Source organism: Acinetobacter sp. FY731, assembly GCF_059515905.1.
This window is the reverse complement of record NZ_JCAKNB010000002.1, coordinates 17,578-40,464: the sequence shown is the minus strand read 5'-3', so window position 1 is coordinate 40,464 and position 22,887 is coordinate 17,578. Positions and strand designations below refer to the sequence as shown.

The following is a 22,887-nucleotide window of genomic DNA, read 5'->3' as shown; positions in this document are numbered from 1 at the left end:
GCATAATTGTATTTATGAGCCAAAAAGTCGTTCTATTCGATCTAGAGCAAAATATTCCAACAATATCTTTATTACGTAAAGTCATTGAACATTATTCAACACTTTATGTCTTTAATTGTGGTGGTAAATTTGAATTTGCTTTGGAAGATTTAACTGAATTTTCAAGCTGGATCAGCAGTGGTCAAGTAGTGGTATTAGACACACCTCAAGCATCGCAACGTGAGTTTGAATATGCTGTTGTGGTTGGTCAGTTATTGGCATTATTAGATGCAGATACACACGTTGAAGTTATTTCAGCTATGCCAAGTAGTGACATGCTTATTTTAATGCTACAAAGCTCAAATATCAGTTGTAGCTTAATTCAAGTTGAATTAGAAAGTTCTGCAACTAAAGTGGCCAAACAGGTTGTGCCAAGTGTTCAAGCTATTTTGAATCATCCTGACTTAATGCTTGTGAAACAGTATTGTGATGTTCTGGAAACCATGTCAGGCAAACCTAATAGTATTGAGAAACTTAAAAATTCAATTTTAAATGTACTCAATGTAGATGCAGACAAAGCACAACATTTAATTGGGATGTTAATTAATTTAAAACTGGTGAAGAATTTTGAAGATCAAATTTCATTTCGTAAGAAGGTTTTGAAACAATGGGTTGCATTAAATTTAGAACATGTAGATGAACCTGAAACCATAACGCAATCGGCTTTAGAGTTTATAGGCAATATAAAAGCTGAAAAAGAGCAGTTAGAAAGTGAGTTGAATGCCAATACCGATATTCAAAGTGCACATAATGGTTTATTTAAAAACTTTGCAGTCATTGACCCTGTTCAATTAGAAGTTGCACAAAAACTTCGAGAACTAAAGTCAGATAAACCCAAAGATATATACGAATTACGTGATTTATTAGAACAATTGTTTCCACAATCAAATATTCGTTTGTTGCTGAAAGAGTTATTAGATAAAGGTTATATTTATTGGAATGGGCATGAAGTTTTATATAGTCATGAGATGTTTTTGAATTAAAGGTTGAAAATTTTAAATTTAAAGTCTTTCATTTTTATTGAAGACGCCTAAAACATTAAAATTACTATAATTCACAAAATACCCTTAAAGTCTTTATCTATAAGGGTATTTATAAATAGAAAATGAGCTATTTAAAAGATAAAAAGATAAATAAATGAAGCTCGAATCATTCAAAACTTGCCTTTTATATAAACCTTATGTAACTCTAATATAGGAATATTGAGGCTTTTCTATGGAAAATACTGGAATTTGGGTTGTAGTTATCATTGTTATTTTTGTTTTAGGATCAATTTTTGGTCTGCGTGTAAGCCCTCGCGAAAAAGCTTTAGGGATAATGCGTGATAAAGCAAGAAAGATGGGGCTGCATCCTCGATTAGTGGCAGCACCTGAGTGGACTAAAATTCCTATGGCATCGGAAAATCGTGCCAGTATGGTTGCGTACTACAGTATTTTATTACCAGAGGCTAGACTTCCATTAATGCGTGCACGAATTGTAGATCAGCAGTTTGATCTTGTGCATGGGGATGAAAAATTTAAACAATTTCCCATTGCATTAAAAGGTATTTATGCTATTGATATGCAAGCTAACTGTGTAGGACTATATTGGGATGAAGAATCCGATTTAAGAGCCACGCAGTTAGAAGATATGAAAGCATTACTAATCTCATTGGCTGAATTTTAATTTATACCCATATAAACAGGAATAACGGTTCATTATGGCGAACGCTCCTCGATCCACATCCAAAAGCACCACAGCTAAATCTTCAGAAGCTGGGAAAAAACGTGCGCTCGTGATTGTGGAGTCGCCTGCAAAAGCGAAAACAATCAATAAGTATTTGGGCTCAGAATACATTGTAAAATCATCAGTTGGTCACGTTCGTGATTTGCCAACAGGTGGTTCAGCGAAGTCGACAGAAAAAAAACCTACAACACGTACAAAATTAACCGATGCGGAGAAAGCTGAAAAAGCTCAAAATGCATTAATTAAGCGTATGGGTGTCGATCCTGAACATGACTGGAAAGCGCAATATGAAGTATTGCCTGGTAAAGAACATGTTGTTGCAGAACTTAAAAAACTGGCATCGCAAGTCGATGAAGTCTATCTCGCAACGGATATGGATAGAGAAGGGGAAGCAATTGCTTGGCATTTAAAAGAAGTGATTGGTGGAGACGATTCACGTTACCAACGTGTTGTTTTCAACGAAATTACAAAAAATGCAATTCAAGAAGCTTTTAAACATCCTTCTCGCCTAGATACAGACAAAGTAAATGCACAACAAGCACGTCGTTTCTTAGACCGTATTGTTGGTTTTATGATTTCGCCATTACTTTGGGAAAAAATTGCCCGTGGTTTATCGGCAGGTCGTGTGCAATCGGTTGCAGCAAAACTTGTTGTAGAACGTGAACGTGAAATTCGTGCATTTGTTCCTGAAGAATATTGGCAAGTATTTGCAGATACTCAATCGCAAAAAGATAACATTCGTTTAGAAGCGGTGAAGCAAGGTGGTAAAACCTTAAAACTGCAAAATAAAGCACAAACAGATGCTTTATTAAAAATTTTAAATGATGCTGAATATAAAGTTTCAACACGTGAAGATAAGCCAACTAAGGTAAATCCTAGTGCGCCATATATCACGTCTACACTTCAGCAAGCAGCAAGCACACGTTTAGGTTTTTCTGTGAAGAAAACAATGACCATGGCGCAGCGTTTGTATGAAGCAGGTTTCATTACCTACATGCGTACGGATTCAACATTCTTAAGTGATGATGCCGTAAACATGGTTCGTACACATATTGAAGCTGAATATGGTGAGAAATATCTTCCTGCGAAGCCAAATAAGTATGGCAATAAAGCAGGTGCACAAGAAGCCCATGAAGCCATTCGTCCATCGAATGTTGCTTTAAAAGGTGATCAGCTTGCAGGTGTAGACCGAGATGCTCAACGTCTTTATGACTTAATTTGGCGTCAATTTGTTGCGTGTCAAATGACACCAGCACAATACTTGTCATCGACAATTTTAGTAGATGCAAATGGCGTAGAACTTAAAGCAAAAGGTCGCACTTTAGTATTTGATGGCTTTACCAAAGTTCGTGGTCAAAACAAATCTGATGATGATGTGTTATTACCTGCAGTAAAAGTGGGTGAAGTACTTAAACTTGAGAAGTTAGATCCATCTCAACACTTCACAAAACCACCTGCACGTTTTACCGAAGCATCGCTTGTAAAAGAACTTGAGAAAAAAGGTATTGGTCGTCCTTCGACTTATGCTGCCATTATTTCGACGATTCAAGATCGTGGTTATGTAAAAATTGATAACCGTCGTCTTTTTGCCGAAAAGATGGGTGAAATCGTGACGGATCGTCTCGATGAAAACTTCAATAACTTAATGAATTATGCGTTTACCGCAGATTTAGAAAGTCAGCTCGATAAAGTTGCCGATGGTGATCGTAACTGGAAAGAGCTTTTAAACAGTTTCTATGGTGATTTTAAAAAGCGTTTAACTACAGCTCAGGGCGAAAACGGTATGCGCCGTAATCAACCTGTAGAAGTTGAAGCGGTTCATTGTAAAGAATGTGATCGTCCAATGCAGATTCGTACAGGTACAACTGGCGTATTCTTAGGATGTTCAGGTTATAACTTGCCACCCAAAGAACGCTGTAAAGGTACGTTTAATTTAACGCCAGTAGAATCGCTTGCAGCATTGTCTGATGATGATACAGCGGAAACAGCTGACTTAATGTCTAAAAAGCGTTGTCCAATTTGCGAAACAGCAATGGATAGTTACGTGATTGATGGTGGTCGTAAATTACATGTTTGTGGTAATAATCCAGACTGTAATGGTTATGAACTTGAAGAAGGTGAGTTCAAAATCAAAGGTTACGATGGTCCAACTATTCCATGTGATAAATGTGAAGGCGAAATGCAATTGAAGACAGGTCGTTTTGGACCATACTTCGCTTGTACGAGCTGCGACAATACGCGTAAAGTCTTAAAGAGTGGTCAACCTGCGCCTCCACGTGTAGATCCGATTAAAATGGAACATTTACGTTCTACAAAGCATGATGATTTCTTTGTATTGCGTGATGGTGCGGCAGGTTTGTTCTTGGCTGCAAGTAAGTTCCCTAAAGTACGTGAAACACGTGCACCTAAGGTTGCTGAACTTCGTAGTGTTGCAGAACAACTCGATCCGAAATATCAATTTATTTTGCAAGCGCCAGATGTTGATCCTGAAGGGAATCCAACATTGGTGAAATTTAGTCGTAAAAACCAAGCACAATATATTGGTTCTGAAACGCCTGAAGGTAAGCAAACGAAGTGGAGTTTAGTTTACCAAGATGGTAAATGGGCTGAAGCTTAAAGTACTAAATTGTTAGAAAAATGCTCACATCTGTGGGCATTTTTTATGCCTACATATATAGGAGATGGTGAATTTTTGTGAACATATTACTGCTAAAATTATGTGAAAGTTATAAAACTTTAATTGAGTAAAGTTTGAATTTTATGAATAATGAAAATGAGCCAACCATAAATAGGAAGAAAATATGAGAACAGTTGGAAATGATTTAGTGCGTCATCAATTACATGAAAATTATAAATGGTATATAGCACTTGGAATACTTTTAATTATTTTTGCCTCGGTACTTTTAGTTTCACTACCATTTGCAACGCTGTCTGTCGTTTTCCTGTTTGGCGTTTTAATGATGATAGGTGGAGCACTTCATTTAGTTGCAGCATTTAAAATGTTTGATGGCTTGTTTCGTTGGCTTTGGGCATTATTTGGTATTTTATATTTTGTTGCTGGTTATTATGCATTTAGCACACCTGTATCCACCGCAATTGTTTTAACAAATATATTGGCAATTTTTTTAATTATTGCTGGAGTGATTCGTATATTTAATGCATTTATCCTAAGAGCATTTAATGGTTGGGGTTGGACATGTGTATCGGGTATTTTAACGCTTGTTGCGGGTATTGTAATTTTACAATCGGCGGAAGCTCCATTTTGGGTGTTAGGCTTATTCTTAGCACTAGATATTTTATTTCAAGGCATTAACTATTTAAATTTAGCTACTTACATTCGTAAGAAAGTGCCTAAAAGTTCAGCAGATTAATTTTTAATATATAAATACAAAATTAAAAAAATGCTGATTTGGGTCAGCATTTTTTATGTCTGTTTAAAAGTGACTTTGTGGATATTGTCCATTTTATCCACAATTTCATTTTTTATTGTGGGTAAGTTTTCTTCTCATTGAGAAAAACTTTTAGGGTTTAACAGTGTAGCGGCTTGAGATTGCAATTCTATTCCATGTATTAATGACAATGGCTAACCATTCAATAGCACTCATTTGTGCATCGGTCAAAAAGGGCAAGGCATCTTCATAAATGGCATCATCTACTTGTCCTTCAGAGACTAGGGTGATTGCTTCTATTAGACTTAATGCTGCGCGTTCTTGCTCATTAAAATATTCAGTTTCTGACCAAGCATTGAGTAAAGTAATACGGTCAATACTTTCACCTGCTTTTAAGGCATCTTGAGTGTGTAGGCGAATGCAAAAAGCACACTGATTGATTTGTGATGCACGAAGTTTTAATAGATGCGCAAAACCATGATGAATTCCAGCCTCATCTATTTTTTGCATTGCGAGTTGGTCAAGCTCAATCATTTTTTTATAAAGGTCAGGGTTGGATTGACCTAAATTAATTCGTTTCATTGCCATTTATCATCTTGATGTATTTCAGATAGTATGAAGTATCAATTATATTCATTAAAGTTCTTTGGCCTATGCAGATAATAAAAAGTGTTGTTCTTGCACCCGACTCATTTAAAGAAAGTATGACCGCAGAACACGCATGTATGGCAATGCAACGAGGCATTCAACAGGTATTTCCCCAAGTAAAATGTATTCACGTTCCTATGGCAGATGGCGGTGAAGGAACTGTAGATGCACTTATTCATACGCTGAATGGGCAGAAGGTATTTTGTGAAGTTCAAGGGCCATTGCCACATCAAAAAATTTCAACATATTTGGGTTTGGTTGATGATGGTCAAACTGCCATTATGGAAATGGCAAAAGCCAATGGCATAGATTTATTACAGCGAGAAGAACGAAATCCGTGGCTTACAAGTACTTTTGGTACAGGTCAGATGATTCGCCAAGCTTTAGATTTAGGTGTGAGTAAAATTATTATTGGTTTGGGGGGTAGTGTAACCAATGATGGTGGAAGTGGTATGGCGCAAGCTTTGGGTGCGAGGTTTTTAGATCAATTGGGTGATGAAATTCAGGTGTGTGGTGGATCACTCAATCAAATTTCAAAGATTGATTTAACACAGCTTGATACACGTTTAAAAGATGTTGATATTTTAATAGCCTCAGATGTGAATAATCCTTTGTGTGGGGAAAATGGTGCATCTTATGTATTTGCACCACAAAAAGGTGCTACACCTGAAATGGTGAAGCAACTCGATGCGAATCTGCAACATTTTGCTTCACTTGTGGAAAGTGCTTTAAATGTCGATATACAAAACGTTGCAGGCGCGGGTGCAGCAGGTGGTTTGGGTTTTGGTTTAATGGCATTTGCATCTGCAAATATTCAATCGGGTGCGAGTTTGGTTATTGAGCAAACTAAATTGGCTGAAAAAATTGCCGAAGCAGATTTTGTATTTACAGGTGAAGGCAGTATTGATTTTCAAACGAAATTTGGTAAAACGCCTTGGGCTGTGGCGCAAGTTGCGAAAAAATTGAATAAGCCTGTGTATGCTTTTGCAGGGCGTGTGGGTGATGATATTGAGTTATTATTTGACGAGGGTTTTACGCAAATTATTTCGATTAATGAGCCAAATTGTGATTTGGAAACTGCTTTGAAAAATGCGGAAAAGAATTTAGAGAAGGCAGTTAGTATTACTTTGAAAAATATTGTTTAAATATCATTTTATTAAGTTTTAATGAGGCTTTTTCAGCAATATTTAAATCATCTTAAATTGAATGAATTCTTTGTTACTTTGAGGGCAAAGTAACCAAACCCTTTGTTATTCAGATGATGCGTCCATGCATCACTGAATAACGGCTGCATCCATGCAGCCATCACGAAATCAATCGAGCGTGATTTTTCTATTAAGCTTTATAAGGAGAGCTCTGCTAAACTATCTCTTCAATACGTACGATGAGACACCATGAGTTTAGCTAGCCTAATTGATGAATTAAATCCACAACAGAAACAAGCTGCGACAACAGAGTCAAAGCATAGTCTAGTTTTGGCAGGGGCTGGCTGTGGTAAAACCAAAACAATTGTAGCGCGTGCAGCATATTTAATTGATCAAGGCGTACCTGCAAATCAAATTCAAATTTTGACTTTTACCCGTCGCTCTGCAAGTGAAATCGTGGCACGTGTGGAACTTGCTTTAGGCGAACAAGCAAAAGGCTTAAGAGCATCGACATTTCATACGTTTTGCATGTATTTATTGCGCCGTATTCCTAAAGCATTTGGTTTAGAGCAGTTTTCGATTATTGATCGTGATGATCAGCTCATGATGTTTCGCTTAATACGCGGAAAAGATGATAAGAAAAATCCAAATCAATTACCTAAGCCACAAGAACTTTGCGACTTATATTCTTTTGCACGAAATACGCGTCAAAAACTCAGTCTTGCTTTAGAAAAACAACATCCTGAACATATTGTTTTTAAAGATCAAATTGCAGAAATCATGAAAGAATACGAAACACGAAAACGTGCGCGTAGCTTTTTAGATTATGACGATATATTGGCAATTGTTGCGAAAGCTTTAGATGAGTCAGAGGGTTTGGTCGATTATGTTTCTTCAATTTGTCGCCACATGTTGGTCGATGAAATGCAAGATACAAATCCTTTGCAATGGGCGCTTTTAGAACCGTTAAAAGAAAAAGTAAGCCTATTTTGTGTGGGTGATGATGCACAATCGATTTACGGTTTCCGTGGTGCGGACTTTGAGAATATTCATCATTTTAAAGACCGTGTGCCCGATGCTAAAATCCATAAATTAGAAAAAAATTACCGTTCAACGCAAGAAATTTTAGACCTTTCAAATTGGTTGTTAGATCAAAGTGAAATTAAATACGATAAGCGTTTAGAAGCGTATCGTGGTGAAGGCATTAAGCCAAAACTTCACATTTTCCCAAATGAATTTGATGAAGCAAAATGGATTGCAGTTGATATTAAAGAGCGCCATTTTTTAGAAGGAAAACCGTGGAAAGATCACATGGTTTTAGTGCGTTCTAGTTTTGCTGCTCGTCATATTGAAGCAGCATGTATTGCTTCTAATGTGCCGTATCGTTTTATTGGTGGTATGAAGCTTCTTGAAACAGCACATGTAAAAGATTTAGTGAGTTTGCTACGTATTATTGCAAATCCATTGGATGATATTGCATGGATGCGTTTTCTTACTTTGTGGAATGGTGTGGGTGATGTTGGCGCAAGTCGTTTGGCACAGCAATTACTGGTTGAACCTGAATTTGACAAAATTTTTGAAAAACTAGAAAGTTTTGGGCGTATTCCTGAAAAAACTTTACTCATGATGAAGCAAATGAATGTGCTCCGTGGTGAAGTGAAAGAATGTGTAAGTTTGGGTGTTCAGGCACTTGAAGATCAGTTGGCAGAAAACTATAAAAAAGATTGGAATCGTCGCCAAGGTGATTTTGAACTTGTGAAGCAATTAGCATCTAAACATGATCAACTGAGTGAGTTTTTAGAAGCCTATGTACTCGATCCTGTTTCAATTTCTGAAATTGAACGTCAGTCAGATACGGATGTTGTCACGCTTATTACAATTCACTCTGCAAAAGGTACAGAACAAAAAGTTTGTTATGTGGCAAATGTGACAGCAGGGCAATATCCTCATGCACGTGCACAAGGAAACTTTGATGATGTCGAAGAGGAGCGCCGTGTTCTTTATGTGGCTTTAACACGAGCACAAAATGAGTTGATTTTAACAAAACAAAATCTGAACTTATGGGCTAAAGATATGATTGATGAGCAAGGTCGTAAAGTGGAAAGTTATTTCTTAAATGATCTAACACGTAATTTATGTACTATGGAAACTCACCATAAGCCCCGTCAACAAACCGTAAAAACAGCACTCATTGAGCGTCAGTCGATTAATTTAGATTTTGGCATCGATCTCGATTAAACTATCTAGTTATTGAGATGCAAAAAGTAGAGTAGGCGAGTGCTTTTTGATGATTTTTGCCTATTTTAAGGTTGTAAGATGAAAATTTTAGTTCGTAATTTAGAGCGTACGGTAACAGAAGCTGAGGTATTGGCATTGTTTAAGCCTTTTGGCACCGTAGATACTTGTACATTGGTTCTAGATGCTGAAACAGGTAAATCAAAAGGTTTTGCATTTGTTGAAATGCCAAATGGTCGTGAAGCTGTAAAAGCAATTAAAGCATTGAATACATTACGTGTTCATGGTGCAGGTATTCGTGTTAAAGCATCAGATGAAAAACCGAAAGCTGAATAAGTGTGAAATATTAAAAAGGGGCTTTAATGCTCCTTTTTTATTGCCTAATTAAATGAATTGAAATGGATTATATGTAAATTTCATTGTGATTTATTCAAAATTACGTTTAATCTAGGTGAGGACAAAAATGCCAAAATTTAGGAATAAACACCATGTCACGTGTTGCTCGCTTTCATGCAGATCGTACAAATCAAAAGCTTTATTTTGCACGTCTTTCGTGTCAACAGTCAGAGCAAACCGAGCATGTTCAACAGGCTCAAGCATATCGTGAAGCTGCGGTATTTCATTTACATGGTGCCGTTCTCGCATTTTTACAGGAGCTAGTGCGCTATTATCGGTTAACAGATGGTAATCCGACTTTAAAGTCAATTGAAGAACATATGGCAGCTAAAGGGCAAGTTTCACCTGAAATTAGTATTTTGCAAAAATTAGCAAAAGATGGTTTTATTGCGGAGCTTAAGCGAGCATATCGTATGTGCCAATATACACCAGAACCAAGTGCGCCAGAGCCAGAAGAAGAAACATCTTCAAATTTGATTATTAAAGTCACTCAAACACCACAAGCATGGTTACCAGATACTGCAATTTTAAGAGAATGGCATCGAGACATTACTCAACTCATTGATGGTTTTCGTAATGAAATGGTTGAATTCTAGTTTAAAATTTAATGCTTGAATTTACCAAACTTGACCTTATATAAACTAATTCAAACAATGCAAAGTACATCAGTATCTTTGTCACCATGTTGAACATGGAGGATATATGTCGATAGAACAGTTGAAAGAATTATTTGGTAGTAATGAAGCAATTTTAGAACTTGTTCAACTTGAAGGTGGTGAATTAGCATTACGTAATGCAGGTTCGGAAGATCCTTTGGTTAAAATTCAATTTAATGAAGAAATTCGTGCTCTATTAGGTGAGCAAATGCCTGTCGTTGCACAACACATGATACAGGCTGCTTTATTTGCTTTAATGGAAAAGCAAGTGAATGAGTTTGAAGCCGAAGTTGTAGATGAAAAACCAAAATACATGAGTTAAATGTCGATTTATAAAAAAGCGCACTATTAAGTGTGCTTTTTTATAATTTTAAAAATTTTATGGCGATATCATCATTGAGCCAGCGAAGACAAACGCAACACCAATAAGCTGAAGGAGAAATGGATTTTTTGCTTCTTGCCAATATAAAATTAAAAATACAATCGAAATAGGGTAAAACAAGAAACAGCCTAAACCCCATAAAATACTATTTTTAAATGCTGCAATTAAAAAACCAATACCGCCAATAATGATAATTGCGATACCTAAATAAATAAGTAGCATATTTCCCCCCCTTCTTTAAGTTAAAGATAGTATTCGAAATAATTAAATTTTTTGAGATAAGCTTTATAAGGGGATTATAGGTTTTATCTTGTTTATTTATAAAGCAATATTTGTATTTAAGGCATATAAAAAGGGCTAATCGAAAGATTAGCCCTTTTTATGATTCTTGTTAGTGTGATGACGTTTGGTGATGTGCAATTTCGATTTGATGCAAAATATGATGGGTCATATTTTTTGCCATTTCTTCTTTTGCAAAATAGACCTCACCAATATTATCTTTTCGAATAACATCAGCTTCAGCTTTGCTTTCAGCACAGACTAAAACTTGAATTTGAGGATTTAATGTTTTTGCAATATCGACAATTTTGTGAATATCTAAAATATCCATTGGTGATAGCACTAAAAGTCGAGCATGTTGAATATGGGCTTGAATAAGTACGCTTGGTTCAGTTGCTAAACCACAAACTGCTGCAATGTCTTTTTCACGTAAGTTTTCTACAATTTCCCGATTTTCTTCAGCAATAACTACTTTAATATTTTTTTCCATTAAAGTTTTTGTAATTCTACGACCAACATCACCATGACCAACAATAACCACCTGATCACGTAAATAATCTTGTGAGACCTCATCTGGCAGCATAGCTAATGGGTCACCACTACGTTCAAGCAAACGTGCTAAATGCGAGCGATTACGTATCCAATTTTGAATAGGTTCTATTGCAGAGAAAATAAATGAGTTTAAAGTGATGGAAATTAAAGCACCTGCCAAAATTAAATTTTGACCCTCAAGCGAGAGTAATTTTAATGACACCCCTAAGGTTGCTAAAATAAATGAGAACTCACCAATTTGGGCAAGTGAGGCACCAACAGTTAAAGCAGTATTTAGTGGATATCTGAAGAAAAGTACTAATGCCATAGCTGCAATAGTCTTACCAATCATAATAATACCAACAACACCTAAAACGTGAATGGGTTGTTCAACTAAAATTCTTGGGTCAAACAACATTCCAACAGCAACGAAAAATAAAATTGAAAAAATTTCACGAAGTGGGAGTGTTTCAGCTTCAGCACGTTGACTAAAGTCAGACTCTTTGACCACCATACCAGCAAAGAAAGCGCCTAACGCCATTGAAACACCAAATACTTTATAAGCACCAAATGCAATGGAAACGGCAGCAGCAACAACAGTTAAGGTAAATAATTCACGAGAGCCTAAACGAGCAACCACTTGCATAATCATAGGTACAAGTCGTTTACCAATAATTAGCATAAAGGCAATAAAACCAACAACTTTAAGTAAGGTGATACCTAAAGTAAGCCAGATATTTTCATTCCCCGTTGTACTTGATAGAGCTTGTCCACCAAGTAAAACAGCTGTAGCTGGTAGAAGTACCAAAACTAAGACCATGACAAGGTCTTCAACTAAAAGCCAGCCGACAGCAATTTTTCCGTTCACGGAATTTAGTAAACCACGGTCACCTAAGGCTTTAAGTAAAACAACTGTACTTGCACAAGATAAACTTAAGCCAAATACCAATGCAGAACCGAAACTCCACCCCCAAAGCATGGAAATGCCAATACCAAGTAAGGTTGCAACAGTAATTTGTAGAATAGCGCCAGGCAAAGCAATACGACGGACTTGTATTAAATCTTTTAAAGAAAAATGCATGCCCACGCCAAACATTAGGAACATTACCCCAAGTTCGGCAAGCTGATTCGCAAGATGTAGATCGCCCACAACTCCTGGGGTGTTTGGGCTAATAATAATGCCGGCAATTAAATAACCGATAAGAGGAGGGAGGCGTAAACGTGCAGCAATATACCCAAAGATTAAGGCAACACTAAATCCAACGGCAAGTAATATTATCAGTTCTACATCATGTGGCACTAAAAACTCCCTAAGTTATAGTTAAGGTTAAGATAAATAAGCACAAAGAATGCCAAAAAAATTATGATCAAAGTGTAACAAGTCACATAAAAAAAATGCAAAAAAAAACGACCAAGAAGGTCGTTTTTTTTCAAAAAACTAAAATTATTTAATTTTAGCTTCTTTGAAGATCACGTGTTGACGGATTTTTGGATCAAATTTTTTGATTTCCATTTTTTCCGGCATAGTACGTTTGTTCTTAGTGGTAGTGTAGAAATAACCTGTACCAGCAGAAGAAACTAGACGAATTTTATCACGCATTGTCGTAACTCCTTAGATCTTTTGACCTTGAGCACGTAGGTCAGCAACAACCTTTTCGATACCCAATTTGTCGATAATACGCATACCCTTAGTAGTTAGACGAAGACGTACGAAACGTTTTTCGCTTTCTAACCAGAAACGGTGGTGGTGCAGGTTCGGCTCGAACCGGCGCTTAGTTTTGTTGTTGGCGTGTGAGACGTTGTTACCAACGACTGGACGCTTGCCGGTAACTTGGCAAACCTTAGACATGGTGTAACTCCATTGATTTAGCCAACAGCAAATCTGTATGGCCAGTCAAAAATAAACGGATTGAATTCATTCAAGGGGCGTTTTATACCAAAAATACGCTTAAAAGACAAGCGATTTAAGATAAAACTAAACATGATGCTGTTCAATAGCTCATGCCTTGATCAGTTATCGAAGAAGAGTCTTCGAAATGAGTCGATGAATCGGCTTGTCAAACGGTGGGAGAATGAATTTCAAGCTATACAGCTTGGGATTAGACATCATAGACCGTTCATGAGACAAACTGAAAAAACCTTCAGGACCGTGATACTTGCCCATACCTGAAGCACCTACGCCACCAAATGGTAAGTCGTCTTGTGCAACATGGGTTAAAACAGTATTTAATCCGAAGTGACCTGAATGTGTGCGTTGTGCGATATAATCGGCACGCGCCTGATCAAAGTCGAAATAGTATAATGCAAGTGGACGCGGACGGCTATTAATAAACTCAATTACATCGTCTATTTGATCATATTCCATAATCGGAAGAATAGGACCAAAGATCTCATTTTTCATGATTTCCATCTCAGAAGTCACGCCAGTTAAGATTGTTGGTACAATTTTACGATTTAAACTGACATCTTCACTTTGTGGATTTATTTCAATAATTTTTGCACCAAGTGCTTTTGCATTTTCCAAATAACCTTGCAAACGATGATATTGTTTGTTGTTTACTATAGATGTGTAATCAAGATTATTTAAAATACTTGGGTACATTTCGAAAACATAAGTTTCAAAATGTTCAATAAATTCTGCTGTTTTACCTTTTGGCAAGAACATATAGTCTGGAGCAACGCAGGTTTGTCCTGAATTCCATAACTTACCGACAGCAACACGTTGGGCAACATCTTTCATGTTACTTGATGAATGTACAATAGTTGGTGACTTTCCACCAAGTTCTAAAATAACAGGAACTAAATTTTCTGAAGCAGCAGCCATAATCGTTTTACCGACAGTGGTGGAGCCTGTAAAAATAATTTTATCGAATGCAAGGTGACAAAATAAATCGGAGATAACACCGCCACCATTTACTACGGAAACTAATTCTTGAGGAAATGCTTCAGCAATAGCTTGTTCTAAGACACGACCAAAATGAGCGGATGCACTCGAAATTTTAATCATTGCATGGTTACCAGAAGCCAATGCACAAATAAGAGGACCAACAGAAAGTAATAAAGGATAATTCCAAGGTGCAATAATACCAATAACACCTAAAGGCTGATATTCGACCCATGCTTTTGCTGGTTGATGAATGATGCCTACATGGCGTTTAGATGGTTTCATCCAAGAGCTTAGGTTTTTGCTATAATATTTGATATGCTCTAAGCAAGTGAGAAGCTCACCAATTTTGGTTTCGCTGATCGAGCGATTGCCATAGTCTTGATTAATTGCATCTGCAAATTGGTCTTGGTATTTCACCAAAACACGTTTTAAACGAGCAAGTCGGTCTATACGTTCCTTAGCCGTAGGAACCGGATAGCGTTGGTAAGCAACTTTTTGTGCCGACAAAATCTCATTTAAACGGGTTTCATCAAATGATTGTGCGGTCACGGTTTTATTTTTTGTTTGACTGTTCATGGCAAATTACATTTAATAAAAGCGATTAATTTAATTTTTAGAGTATTTACTCTAAACAGTCAAGGCACTTTATGTTAGTTTGCTAACATTTTATACAGAATGGTTATGTCAGGATGTCTCAATCAAAAACGGTGAAAACCAAAGAGCGTATTTTACAGCTAAGTTTACAGCTGTTTAACGAGCGTGGTGAGCGTTCGGTAACAACAAATCATATTGCAGCAGAGCTGAATATGAGTCCTGGTAATTTGTACTATCACTTTCGTAATAAAAGCGAAATTATTAAAGAGTTGATGGAGCAATATCAGTCAGAAACTCTTGAAATGCTTGCTTTACCAGACGACCGTGTATTAGACGCAAATGATAAAATTCGCTATTTCCAAGTGCTAAGTAGCCAATTATGGGCATACCGTTTTTTACATCGTGATGTTTATCATTTGGTTGAAAATAACGAAGATTATAGAAAAATGTATCCTCGTTTTGCAGGTCAAGTGATGCAGCAAGGACAAAAAGTTTATAAAGCTTTTGTAAATGCTGGCTTAATGGAAATGACTGACTCTGAAATTGAAGCATTAACCATCAACTTATGGATTGTTTTGACCAATTGGACTAATTTCTTATATATGTCGGGTCATATTAAAGACTCAAATACATTAGAAGAAAAATGGGTGTGGCAAGCTTTACGTCAAATGGTCTTCCTTGAAGGTGCTTATTTGCGTGGAGAAAGTCGTAATACTTATGAGAGATTATTAGAATCTTTAGGTTCTTCTGAGTTATTTGAAAGTCTTTCATCTGCAAAAAAAGTAGATAGTGAATAATTCTATTTTGTCTGCATGCGAAAAGCGTTAGAATACTCGGCTTATTTTAATTTACTGATTAGCGATATAAACCAACATGAATATGACGACTGCCAACACAGCACGTTTATTAATTACCTGCGAAGATAAACCAGGAATTGTGCAAGCCGTTTCTAGCTTTTTGTATCATCAAGGAGCAAATATTACAGCTCTAGATCAATATGCTACAGCGGCTCAGGGCGGGCGTTACTTTATGCGTGTTGAGTTTGAGTTAGATAACTTACAAACTCGTAAAGAAAACTTAACTCAAACTTTTGCATCAAATGTTGCTGAACGCTATGAAATGCAATGGCGTTTGGCTTTAGTAAGCGACGTGAAAAAAGTCGGTATTTTGGTTTCGAAAGTAGACCATGCCTTACTTGAGCTTTTATGGCGTCATGCACGTGGTGGTTTACCATGTGAAATTACTAAAGTTGTTTCAAACCATGAAACTTTACGTGAATCTGTAGAAAACTTTGGTATTCCATTTGAAGTAGTGCCTGTAAATAAAGAAAATAAGCGCGAAGCTTATGCTCAAATTGATGAGTTGATGCAAGGTAATGACTTACTTGTGCTTGCTCGTTATATGCAAATTTTAGATGAAGAGTTTGTGCAAAAATGGGAAATGAAGGTTATTAATATTCACCATTCATTCTTACCTGCTTTTGTGGGTGCAAATCCTTACAAACAAGCACATGAGAAAGGTGTGAAGCTCATTGGTGCGACTGCACATTATGTAACAGCAGATTTAGACCAAGGTCCAATTATTGAACAAGATGTTGAACGTGTAAATCATGACTTTACAGTCGATCAACTTCGTGAACTTGGTCAAGATGTAGAACGTAATGTATTGGCACGTGCAGTGAAGTGGCATTTGGAAGACAGAATTATTGTGGATGGCAATAAGACTGTTGTATTCCAATAGATCTTTATTTGATCGTGATAAAAAGGCATACTTAAAGTATGCCTTTTTTATTGGAGATCTGAATTGTCAGTTAAAAAAACCAATAAAAAAGTAATAAAAAGAGACAAATTAAATGTTGCAAATGAAAACACTTCTCATTTATCATTGTGCCACTTTAATTGTACAAACCGATAAGTTTAATTGCGGAGTTATTAATGATGCAGTTTTCTTTTGAAGGTAACAGAATTTAATGACTCAATCTGCTGCTCCTATGATGCCTGAACAGAATCCGATGAAAAAGAAAGTCGTTATTGCTTTAACTGCTGTAATTGTCGGACACATGAGTGTGATGTTTGCATTGAGTCATATGAAGACTTTAGAAATAAAGCCAAATGAAACAAAACCAATGAGCGTTCGTTTTGTCACTATTGCAGATGAACCTGTTGTAGAACCTAAGCCAGTTGTTCAACCACCAAAACCTGAACCTAAAGTTGTGGTAGAACCTATTGTAAAACCAAAGGTTATTGCACAAAAGAAACAAGTTACTGAAAAGAAAGTTCAGCCTGTAGAAGATGTAGTAGATAAGAAGAAACTTGAGCAAGACCGTTTAGATAAGTTAAAGCAACAAGAACAAATAGAACAGCAAAAACGTCTAGAACAGCAACAGCGTGAACAACAGCAACGTGAGCAAGCAGAACGTGATCGACTTGCAAATGAGCAACGTGAAAATCAACGTCGTCAGCAAGAATTAAATACACCGAAAAAATTGAACATTGGTCAAATTTCTTGGTCACGCTCACCAAAACCAGTTTACACAAACAAAGATTTACAAGGCTCTAATCGCATTGTTATCGTTTCTATTGAAGCGGATGCAAAGGGCAGTATTACAAACGTAAGAGTTATCAAATCAAGTGGTCTTAGTGCCCTTGATGAAAAAATTGTACGCGCTGTAAAAGGTGCAAAATTCAAACCATATAGAGAAAATGGTGTTGCATATCCGTTTAAAGCGGATCAACCATTTGAACTTACATTGAATTCTAACGGCTAACATTTATCAGGAGTTCGAGTATGAACTTTTCAGTTTATTGGCAACATGCAGATGCGGTTAGTAAAACACTTTATTTTGTGTTGCTCATCATGTCTATTACAACATGGACTGTTCTTATTTTACGTATAATGGGAACTCGCCAACTTAAACAAGTTGCTTATGCTCAACTTTCTAAAGCGATTCAAGCACTGAAAAATAAGCTTTCACCTTTATCATTTGAACAACGTAAAGCGGTTGCTGAACAAGCACTTCTTCGTCAAATATCTGCTGAAAAATCATCTGCAGAAAAAGGCATTGCAGTATTAGGAACAATTGCTTCACTTGCACCATTTGTGGGTTTATTTGGTACGGTTTGGGGTATTTTCCATGCGCTCGTTGCTGTAGGTAAAAGTGGTCAAGCAGGTTTAGCACAAGTTGCTACACCAGTGGGTGAAGCATTGATTATGACTGGTTTTGGTTTGGCAGTTGCGATTCCAGCCGTGATTGCTTACAACATTTGCATGCGATTCAACAAAACGTTAAACAACGAATTGCAAGATCATGCGCATAGCTTATTAATTGACACTATGTTGCTACAAGATTCATCAACTCAAAAAGTTGAAACGAATGCAACAGAAAAAGGTTTAGTTGGAGGTCAAGCTTAATGGCTTTTCAATTGGGTGAAGACAACGACAGCGGTATGAATGAGATGAATCTCATTCCACTTATCGACATTATGTTGGTATTGATGATCATCTTTTTGGTGACTGCAACTGTTGCCAACCCATCAATTCCATTAACCTTGCCACAAACGACTGCTGAAATCCAAGAGCAACCACCCAAAGCAATTACTGTGAGTATTAATGCGAATGGTGACGTTGCTTGGGACGATAAAGTTGTGACTTTAGATGAGTTAGAAACTCGTTTTAATGAAGCAGGTCAGCAAGCGCAAAAACCAACTGTACAATTACGTGCAGATAAAGAATCTAAATACGATACTGTTGCACAAGTAATGTCACGTGCGAGTGAAGCCGGACTCAGTGATATTGCTTTTGTAAGCGAAAAATAAAATTTAGAAATTTCTTCCCTAAAAAGCGATCTATTTAGATCGCTTTTTTTATGACGAAAGTTTTTAACGTTTACGGAATTGATCTGGGGTTAAGTTCATCCAACGCTTAAACATGTTAATAAAAGCAGATGCATTGGCATAGCCTAAATCTAAAGCAATACTTTCGATCTTTTTACCTTCATTAAGCATAGACATTGCTTTTAAAACTTTAAGTCTTTGCCTCCATTCATTTAATGACATTCCCAACTCTTTTTGACTTAGGCGAGCAAGTGTTCGCTCTGTCATATTGCTGATTTGAGCTAGTTGTTGTAATGAGCTGTGGTCAGATGGATTTTGATGTAAATAATCTAAAATTTGTTTTAAACCTAAATGGTTTGAATGTGGCAAATATGTGCTAATAAGTTCTGCATCAATTAATTGATCGAGAAGAACATAAAGTAAGCGCGTATGTGCAGGATCATCAATATTTTTCGGATGATCTTTAAGTTGGTGTAATAAAGCGCTAACAAGTGGGGAGGTCAGCATAATCCCTGCTTGCTTAGGTAGTTTCTCACAAAGAGTTTCGTGAATGTATAAAGTGCCGTGAGAAACTTCAGTTCTATTTAAGCCACTATGTTGCAAATTTGGGGGTAACCAAATGCCATAGGGTGGAGGGGTAATATAGTCAATATTTGCAATATTCACCTCCATAATGCCTTTAAAAGCATAAACAAACTCGCCCCAAGCATGTCCATGCACTGGGTAAATCGATTGAGCAGGGTCTTCTCGAAAGTTAATCCAGAGTGGCGCAATGATGTGATCATTGGTTTGTAGTTGCTTAAAGTGGATCACATCATCGTAACGGTTTTTACCCATGTGAAAATTGCCTGAATAAGATGATAGTTTGTCTGTTTTTGATTATATATTTTATTTAGGACATTACTATAGTGTGCTTTCTTGTTGTAATTGAGTAACCGTTGTGGAATTGCGTAAGTCGCTAGATGCACAGGCATCTGGCTTAATGATTATATTGTGTGTTGTTTGGGGGATTCAGCAAGTTGTACTTAAAATTGCAGCAGCTGATATTTCTCCGATCATGCAAATTGCTATTCGATCGGGACTATCGGCAATTTTAGTTTTTCCATTAATTAAGTTACAGCAAGGAACTCATTTATATTCCAAAGAATATTTAATTCCTGGAATTTGGTTAGCATTTTTATTTTCAGCAGAATTTGTTTTTGTGGCTGAGGCTTTACGCTTTACTTCGGCATCTCATACCGTTGTATTGCTATATACAGCACCAATTTTTGTGGCTTTAGGATTACATTGGAAGCTACCATCAGAGCGGTTATCTGTAATACAGTGGGGTGGTATTTTTATTGCATTTTCAGGTATTGTTTTATCCTTTGTTGGGCGTGAACAGCAGTCAGGTGTAGATTTACAGCAAGTTTTGTTTGGTGATGCTTTGGCTTTATGTGCGGGAATTATGTGGGCATTGACGACTATTTCGCTGCGTTTAACAAAATTGGGAGATGCTCATCCGACTCAAACACTTTTTTATCAGTTAGTAGGTGGTTGTGTTTTTTTATTGCCTGTTGCTTATTTGACGGGGCAAACAGCAATTCAATGGACAATACTTACATTCAGTAGTTTGGCATTTCATGTATTTATTATGTCATTCTTTAGTTTGTTACTTTGGTTTTGGTTGCTCAGAAAGTATTTAGCAAATGGTTTGGGTGTTTTTTCCTTTTTGACGCCTATTTTTGGTATGGTCTTTGGCGTTGTGCTTTTAAATGAGACGGTTGAAACCAATTTTATTTTAGGTACGTTACTTGTTATGGCGGGTGTTTTTGTTGTGACATTACACCAATGGATTAAACGAACTTTAAATTTCCCTAAATCTCTTAGATAAACTTTTAATGAATACTGTAAATAAATATACATGGCTGGGTTTTAGTTCAATTTTAATTTGGGCAAGCTTAGTCGCAGTTGTAAAACTAATCACGGAACAAGTGACACCTGTTTCAGGTATCGCCATGATTTACAGTTTTAGTGCTTTTTGTATTTTAATATTTGGGAAAATGCCATCGCTCAAAGAAATACCTAAAGCATATTTATATGGTTGCGGTTTTTTATTCATTAGCTATGAAATTTTGTTTCTTATTTCTATTGCCCTATCGCATAACCATGAGCAGGTTTTAATTATTGCGATGATTAACTACTTATGGCCTCCTATTACCATTCTATTTTCAATTTTTGCAAAGCAATTAAATTTTAATAACTTTGTTTTTGTTGGATTTATTTTAGCAGTTGTCGGCTTATTGCTTGTGGTGAATCCACGGATATTAGAAATTACACAGTTTATTCATGTCTTGGAACAAAACCCTAAAGCCTATTTCTTTGCATTTTTAGGTGCAATTTTATGGCCTTGTTATAGTGTTTTAACCAAAAAATATGCACAAGGCTACAATGCAGTTCCTTTATTTTTTGTACTTACGGCAGTGTCCTTGTGGGTTTTACACTTTGCATTGAATGAATCATTTATTATGCCAAGCTTGAATTTGTGGATGGTCATTGCTGTTGTTGGAAGTCTAATTGGTATTGCATATAGCAACTGGAATCAGAGTTTACAATTTGGAAATATTCAGTTGTTAATTTTGGCAACTTATTTTATGCCAATTTTATCTTCACTGATGTCTATGCTTATTTTAGGGGTGATTCCTTCATTTGCCTTTTGGATTGGTACGGCACTGGTCACTGTGGGGGCACTTATTTGTTGGAAATGTACCTTTGCAAATATTGAAAGTGAACACTGATCGAAAGAAAGCCCTTTATGAAGGGCTTTTTTATTTTGCTTCAAATATCTTTGAAAGTGGGATAGATAGTTTTGCAGATAAATAATCATCTGCTTCAATAAGAGCAGGTCCTATTTTTTCCATCCATTCATCATTTTTAAAAACATCATCGATGTCGTTTTTATGCGGTAAAGAATAAGGTAGGTTGCTATAAAAGCTCCAAAAGTCGACTTGAGATAAGTTTCTGACCAGTACAAATTTGTCATCGTCAGTGCGCTTAATTAGATTTTGTTTTTCTAACATAAGAATATAAGACGGTAAGCGCCCAATTTCATCACGTCCTAAAACTTCTAAAGCTTCATGCTCACTTACAGATTTTCCAAACTTTTGCTTTTGATAGAACAGTTCGAGTAAATCTAAAAGCATAAGTAAAGGATGTCGTTTTTGATCTTTCCCTGAATTGAATGCAGTGAGTGCGTAGCTAATTTCAACACCAAGTAAAACAATATTCCACGACAGGAAAATCCACAAAAGAAAAATAGGAATAGCAGCAAAAGCACCATAAATAATTTGATAACTCGTAAAGTTCGACATGGTGTAGCCGAATAAATTTTTAAGTAATTCAAATACAATAGCACTAAATAAACCTGCAATAAATGCAGCTTTTATTGGGACATTACGGTTGGGAATAGTCCAATTTAATATAAAGAAACCTAAAATAGATAAAGAAAAAGAAATAGACCATAAGATAAATGAGCCATCTAATTCATAGCCTGCAAAGTTATTACTTAATACACTCATCGAAGCGAGCGTGGAAGAAACAACGAAGGCACTACCGAGTAAAATAGGACCTAAAGAAATAATGGTCCAATAGCGCATAAACCCTAAAATACCACCACGTGTCTCTTTCACTCGCCAAATACGGTTAAACACAGTTTCAATGCTTGTTAACATCATGACTGTGGTAAAAAATAAGAAGAGCACACCAATAATGGTGAGATTGCTCGATTTTTCGGTAAAGGCACTTAATGCTTTGTCGAATGCAATAGTCGTATTGGGTAAAAAATTGCTATAAATAAGCTGTTGTAATTGTTGCCTAGCAGGTTCTAATGCCTTGATTGAGGAAATAATAACAAGGAACACCGTCAGCATAGGAACGACTGCAAATAATGTGGTGTAGGTAAGCGATCCTGCTTGTTCACGGCAACGATCTGCTTCAAAGCGTCGTAATACAAATAAAATAAATTGAAACCACGTTTTTTCATAAAAAGGTAATTTTTTAAAATACTCAATGATCATGCTTTAGTAATCTCAATTGTTTTTAATGGTATTTCACAACTTTCTTTCATAAGCTTACCCAAAATAAGATAAAAATACCGTATAGTTTTCTTT

24 protein-coding genes are annotated in these 22,887 nt (G+C 36.4%); 16 read left to right on the top strand and 8 right to left on the bottom strand.

Annotation, left to right across the window (positions count from 1 at the left end; all coding sequences use genetic code 11):
- Nucleotides 1–14 precede the first annotated feature (14 nt).
- The 4 genes from AC5YC8_RS02275 to AC5YC8_RS02260 all read left to right on the top strand — a co-directional run bounded on the left by AC5YC8_RS02275 (nucleotide 15) and on the right by AC5YC8_RS02260 (nucleotide 5,135).
- Nucleotides 15–1,022: a hypothetical protein gene (locus AC5YC8_RS02275; protein WP_496163413.1), complete on the top strand. Its 1,008-nt coding sequence runs from the start codon at nucleotides 15–17 to the stop codon at nucleotides 1,020–1,022.
- A gap of 232 nt (nucleotides 1,023–1,254) precedes the next feature.
- On the top strand, nucleotides 1,255–1,704 hold the full coding sequence (locus AC5YC8_RS02270; RefSeq protein WP_496163412.1) for an ammonium transporter: 450 nt from the start codon (nucleotides 1,255–1,257) through the stop codon (nucleotides 1,702–1,704).
- A 34-nt stretch (nucleotides 1,705–1,738) separates the two neighbouring features.
- Entirely contained in the window at nucleotides 1,739–4,381 is a 2,643-nt protein-coding gene (topA, locus tag AC5YC8_RS02265) for a type I DNA topoisomerase (RefSeq protein WP_496163411.1), read from the top strand.
- Nucleotides 4,382–4,565: 184 nt separating this feature from the next.
- Entirely contained in the window at nucleotides 4,566–5,135 is a 570-nt protein-coding gene (locus tag AC5YC8_RS02260; RefSeq protein ID WP_496163410.1) for an HdeD family acid-resistance protein, read from the top strand.
- Between the two features lie 150 nt (nucleotides 5,136–5,285).
- On the opposite strand, the gene AC5YC8_RS02255 is transcribed toward AC5YC8_RS02260, so the two are convergent.
- Complete coding sequence (locus AC5YC8_RS02255; RefSeq protein ID WP_496163409.1) at nucleotides 5,286–5,735, bottom strand: carboxymuconolactone decarboxylase family protein; 450 nt, start codon at nucleotides 5,733–5,735, stop codon at nucleotides 5,286–5,288.
- A gap of 71 nt (nucleotides 5,736–5,806) precedes the next feature.
- On the opposite strand from AC5YC8_RS02255, the gene AC5YC8_RS02250 reads away from it, so the two are divergent.
- The 5 genes from AC5YC8_RS02250 (at nucleotide 5,807) to AC5YC8_RS02230 (ending at nucleotide 10,555) form a co-directional block, all read left to right on the top strand.
- The gene (locus tag AC5YC8_RS02250; protein ID WP_496163408.1) at nucleotides 5,807–6,946 is read left to right on the top strand and encodes a glycerate kinase family protein; all 1,140 of its coding nucleotides are present in this window, start codon (nucleotides 5,807–5,809) and stop codon (nucleotides 6,944–6,946) included.
- A 249-nt stretch (nucleotides 6,947–7,195) separates the two neighbouring features.
- Nucleotides 7,196–9,184, top strand: a complete 1,989-nt coding sequence (locus tag AC5YC8_RS02245) for an ATP-dependent helicase (RefSeq protein WP_496163407.1) — start codon at nucleotides 7,196–7,198, stop codon at nucleotides 9,182–9,184.
- Nucleotides 9,185–9,262: 78 nt separating this feature from the next.
- Nucleotides 9,263–9,517 (top strand): RNA recognition motif domain-containing protein, encoded by a 255-nt coding sequence (locus AC5YC8_RS02240; protein WP_496119691.1) that lies wholly within the window; start codon nucleotides 9,263–9,265, stop codon nucleotides 9,515–9,517.
- A 152-nt stretch (nucleotides 9,518–9,669) separates the two neighbouring features.
- Nucleotides 9,670–10,173 carry a DUF6586 family protein gene (locus tag AC5YC8_RS02235; protein WP_496119692.1) on the top strand — a complete coding sequence of 168 codons (504 nt, stop codon included), beginning with the start codon at nucleotides 9,670–9,672 and terminating at the stop codon, nucleotides 10,171–10,173.
- Nucleotides 10,174–10,279: 106 nt separating this feature from the next.
- A complete protein-coding gene (locus AC5YC8_RS02230; RefSeq protein WP_496119693.1) occupies nucleotides 10,280–10,555 on the top strand; it encodes a hypothetical protein in 276 nt (91 codons plus the stop codon).
- A 57-nt stretch (nucleotides 10,556–10,612) separates the two neighbouring features.
- Here AC5YC8_RS02230 and AC5YC8_RS02225 read toward each other — a convergent pair whose 3' ends face one another.
- The 5 genes from AC5YC8_RS02225 to AC5YC8_RS02205 all read right to left on the bottom strand — a co-directional run bounded on the left by AC5YC8_RS02225 (nucleotide 10,613) and on the right by AC5YC8_RS02205 (nucleotide 14,888).
- Nucleotides 10,613–10,837, bottom strand: coding sequence for a hypothetical protein (locus tag AC5YC8_RS02225; RefSeq protein WP_496119695.1), 225 nt, complete (start codon nucleotides 10,835–10,837; stop codon nucleotides 10,613–10,615).
- Between the two features lie 169 nt (nucleotides 10,838–11,006).
- The gene (locus AC5YC8_RS02220) at nucleotides 11,007–12,725 is read right to left on the bottom strand and encodes a cation:proton antiporter (RefSeq protein WP_496119697.1); all 1,719 of its coding nucleotides are present in this window, start codon (nucleotides 12,723–12,725) and stop codon (nucleotides 11,007–11,009) included.
- A gap of 144 nt (nucleotides 12,726–12,869) precedes the next feature.
- Complete coding sequence (rpmG, locus tag AC5YC8_RS02215) at nucleotides 12,870–13,025, bottom strand: 50S ribosomal protein L33 (protein ID WP_001205031.1); 156 nt, start codon at nucleotides 13,023–13,025, stop codon at nucleotides 12,870–12,872.
- A gap of 12 nt (nucleotides 13,026–13,037) precedes the next feature.
- A complete protein-coding gene (gene rpmB, locus AC5YC8_RS02210) occupies nucleotides 13,038–13,274 on the bottom strand; it encodes a 50S ribosomal protein L28 (protein WP_000048256.1) in 237 nt (78 codons plus the stop codon).
- 165 nt (nucleotides 13,275–13,439) lie between these two features.
- Complete coding sequence (locus AC5YC8_RS02205) at nucleotides 13,440–14,888, bottom strand: coniferyl aldehyde dehydrogenase (RefSeq protein WP_496163406.1); 1,449 nt, start codon at nucleotides 14,886–14,888, stop codon at nucleotides 13,440–13,442.
- Nucleotides 14,889–15,001: 113 nt separating this feature from the next.
- Between AC5YC8_RS02205 and AC5YC8_RS02200 the strand changes: the two genes are divergently transcribed.
- The 5 genes from AC5YC8_RS02200 (at nucleotide 15,002) to AC5YC8_RS02180 (ending at nucleotide 18,721) form a co-directional block, all read left to right on the top strand.
- Nucleotides 15,002–15,703, top strand: coding sequence for a TetR/AcrR family transcriptional regulator (locus tag AC5YC8_RS02200; protein ID WP_496163405.1), 702 nt, complete (start codon nucleotides 15,002–15,004; stop codon nucleotides 15,701–15,703).
- A gap of 76 nt (nucleotides 15,704–15,779) precedes the next feature.
- On the top strand, nucleotides 15,780–16,646 hold the full coding sequence (gene purU, locus AC5YC8_RS02195; RefSeq protein ID WP_496119709.1) for a formyltetrahydrofolate deformylase: 867 nt from the start codon (nucleotides 15,780–15,782) through the stop codon (nucleotides 16,644–16,646).
- A 229-nt stretch (nucleotides 16,647–16,875) separates the two neighbouring features.
- On the top strand, nucleotides 16,876–17,673 hold the full coding sequence (locus tag AC5YC8_RS02190; protein WP_496119711.1) for an energy transducer TonB: 798 nt from the start codon (nucleotides 16,876–16,878) through the stop codon (nucleotides 17,671–17,673).
- A gap of 20 nt (nucleotides 17,674–17,693) precedes the next feature.
- On the top strand, nucleotides 17,694–18,317 hold the full coding sequence (locus AC5YC8_RS02185) for a MotA/TolQ/ExbB proton channel family protein (RefSeq protein WP_496119713.1): 624 nt from the start codon (nucleotides 17,694–17,696) through the stop codon (nucleotides 18,315–18,317).
- On the top strand, nucleotides 18,317–18,721 hold the full coding sequence (locus tag AC5YC8_RS02180) for an ExbD/TolR family protein (protein ID WP_496119715.1): 405 nt from the start codon (nucleotides 18,317–18,319) through the stop codon (nucleotides 18,719–18,721). The genes AC5YC8_RS02185 and AC5YC8_RS02180 overlap by 1 nt, the downstream gene beginning before the upstream one ends.
- A gap of 63 nt (nucleotides 18,722–18,784) precedes the next feature.
- Here AC5YC8_RS02180 and AC5YC8_RS02175 read toward each other — a convergent pair whose 3' ends face one another.
- Complete coding sequence (locus AC5YC8_RS02175; RefSeq protein ID WP_496163404.1) at nucleotides 18,785–19,576, bottom strand: helix-turn-helix domain-containing protein; 792 nt, start codon at nucleotides 19,574–19,576, stop codon at nucleotides 18,785–18,787.
- A gap of 103 nt (nucleotides 19,577–19,679) precedes the next feature.
- Here AC5YC8_RS02175 and AC5YC8_RS02170 point away from each other — a divergent pair, with 103 nt between their 5' ends.
- A complete protein-coding gene (locus AC5YC8_RS02170) occupies nucleotides 19,680–20,612 on the top strand; it encodes a DMT family transporter (protein WP_496163403.1) in 933 nt (310 codons plus the stop codon).
- 7 nt (nucleotides 20,613–20,619) lie between these two features.
- Nucleotides 20,620–21,516 (top strand): aromatic amino acid DMT transporter YddG, encoded by an 897-nt coding sequence (gene yddG / locus AC5YC8_RS02165; RefSeq protein WP_496119721.1) that lies wholly within the window; start codon nucleotides 20,620–20,622, stop codon nucleotides 21,514–21,516.
- Nucleotides 21,517–21,546: 30 nt separating this feature from the next.
- Here the strand turns inward: yddG and AC5YC8_RS02160 are convergent, their stop codons facing one another.
- Nucleotides 21,547–22,794, bottom strand: coding sequence for a YihY family inner membrane protein (locus tag AC5YC8_RS02160; protein ID WP_496163402.1), 1,248 nt, complete (start codon nucleotides 22,792–22,794; stop codon nucleotides 21,547–21,549).
- Nucleotides 22,795–22,887 lie beyond the last annotated feature (93 nt).